This window comes from Bifidobacterium sp. POST2/T3 (B1) (assembly GCF_058197115.1).
Genome location: NZ_JBVPQK010000408.1, coordinates 1 through 2,310 on the forward strand (window position 1 = coordinate 1; position 2,310 = coordinate 2,310).

Below are 2,310 nucleotides of genomic sequence, written 5' to 3' on the forward strand. Positions count from 1 at the left end.
GTACATATCGACATAGTCAGTGCCCAGCAGGGCCAGCTGGCGGTCGAAGGCCCGCAGAGCGCTGTCATAGCCCTGTTCGGAGTCACGCAACTTGGTGGTCAGCCACAGATTGGCACGCTCAGGACCACTCTGGCAACCGAACGCCTTGAGGCCACGGCCCACGCCTCCTTCGTTGCGGTAGCCCGCTGCCGTATCGATGTGACGATACCCCAGTTCCAAGGCAGATTGCACTACTCCAGCGGTTTGATCATCGTCGATCCTGAGTACGCCCAGCCCTACCTGCGGAATGCGATTGCCGTCAGACAATAGAATGTCTGGAACTGCTGTCATGGTCCACACCCTCCCTGGATTCAGCCCAGCAATCTGCCAGGCCATGCTCGCTTCATTCTAGAGCCAGTCAAAAGCCCGGTTACAACAGAACAGACTTACGTGGTCAAACCTGTCTACACATGCACATGCCTAGAATTTGGTGATACCAAAGAAGTAGATCAAGTGGGTGTCGAACCAGTGGTAGCCAAGGTCGAATACGGGCAGGAAGCCGATTCTCATCATCATCCCGACCGAACCCCAGGCGAAGAATAGGCCGAGTACAGCCAACAGCCACATGAGTGCGCTGCAGATTCGCCGTGTTTTGATCAATCGACGACGGCGGTTGATTTCTGAACGGGTCTCCTGCCCATGGCTGACCATGATCGTGGCCAGCGGCTCCCCCATGGTCCCGGGTCCTATCGCCCGAGATTCCAGATGTTCCATCTGCTCCAGATCGTGACGGCAGTTGCGCCGGCGACGTGAGAGCAGGTACCAGCCCACAAGGCAGGCAAAAAACAGGGCCAGGAGGACCCAGACCATGTAAATGGGCGCTCCCTCAGGTTGGGTAGGAGGCACGTCATCGCCGATATAGTGCCCGCGGACAATCAGGCGGTGAGAGTTGACGCCATAGGGGTAGCAGGTCAGCAGGGTCACATAGTTGGAATTCTGGACTGGCTGCAGTGCGCTGACATCGGTAGGCAAAATGATCTTAATCTGGTCTACCTTATAGCTCATATGCCGTTTGAGCACACGCACCTGGAAGACGTCTCCCTTGCGCAACTGGGTCAGGTTATCAAAAAGCATGTAGCCGACTTCGCCAGTGTGCCCGGTGATGACGGAGTGGATGGTTCGGTTGTCAGTCGGCACGTGGGTCGTGGCAATGTGCCCTGTGCCGTCCTTGAGCACCGCGTCGCTGGTACCGTGCCGCACAGGCAGCTTAAGGTTGATCTTGGGAATCTCCACATAGGCCATCATGCCCTTCCCATCTACATTGAGGGTTTTGTAGTAGCGACCCAGTGGTTCCTTGACTTCCTTGTACTTGAAGGGGTCCCTCAGTGTAGGCTTGCCCAATTCCTCGTCATACTTCTTGGCATCGCGCCACATGGCTCTGCGCTGTGCCGGCGAAAGAGCTTCCACAATCTGATCGTAGTTGTCCATTGCCGAGGAATCCTGGTAATAGTTCACATAGGCGGCCAACAGCGGATAGAGGAAGATACCCAGACCAATCAGAAAGGCCAGAGTCTCCAGGAGCCCGAATCCTCGACCGGACTTGGCTGTCTTTCGACCCTTCTTTGTCTGTTTGGATGCTGTCACGGTAATCTGACCAGCGTTGCCTTGCTTATCTATTTCTTTGGGATAATTTCCTGAAACGACGATTATCGGGGCCAATGACTTGGCTTGGCCGGAAACTGACACCGGATCTGCTATTGCACTTGAACCGTGCAAGTCTGAAGTACCGCGGTCCTTAGGTGCTGCCAATGGTGGATAGGATGGCGGCAGATCAGAACTAGGAGCATAGGTAGGCGGCATATCCGCTTGCCCTGCAGGAATGGACGCATTTGCAACATCACCGTTGCCGGTGACATGAGCTGGGCTCATAGTAGCCGAGTCAGTATTCTGGTCCATTTATAGCCTTCCTCGTGCTGCATTTCAAATAGTCCAGTTAATAACTATAAATAGCTTTTGGCATACAAGGACCGGCGGCACCTGTATGATGCCGCCGGTCCTTTATACACCCTCACAGACGCCGCTGATATCTCATGACGACATCATACCGGCATGACTATGAGAGAATACCTAGCGCTTAGCCCGGTTCCAGGAGCGCGCAACGATTGCCAAGTAGAGGCCTATCACGGCCAGAATCAAGAGCAGAATGCCAGGGGCTACCATGGATACACCGGTAGCTGCCAGCTTTCGTGGTCCTGATCTCGCGACAGGAACAGTCTGGGTTCCATTCCCAGTTTGGGTTCCGTTCTGAAACTCATCCTGAGGCACGTCAAC

3 protein-coding genes are annotated in these 2,310 nt (G+C 54.8%); all 3 read right to left on the minus strand.

The annotated features are described in order from the left end of the window. A partial coding sequence (locus AC0AP0_RS12210; protein ID WP_490430672.1) for an aldo/keto reductase occupies nucleotides 1–330 on the minus strand: 330 nt, incomplete at its 3' end. 129 nt (nucleotides 331–459) lie between these two features. Next, entirely contained in the window at nucleotides 460–1,623 is a 1,164-nt protein-coding gene (locus AC0AP0_RS12215) for a class C sortase (protein ID WP_490430673.1), read from the minus strand. Between the two features lie 483 nt (nucleotides 1,624–2,106). Continuing rightward, the coding region (locus AC0AP0_RS12220; protein WP_490430674.1) for a hypothetical protein at nucleotides 2,107–2,310 on the minus strand (204 nt) is incomplete at its 5' end.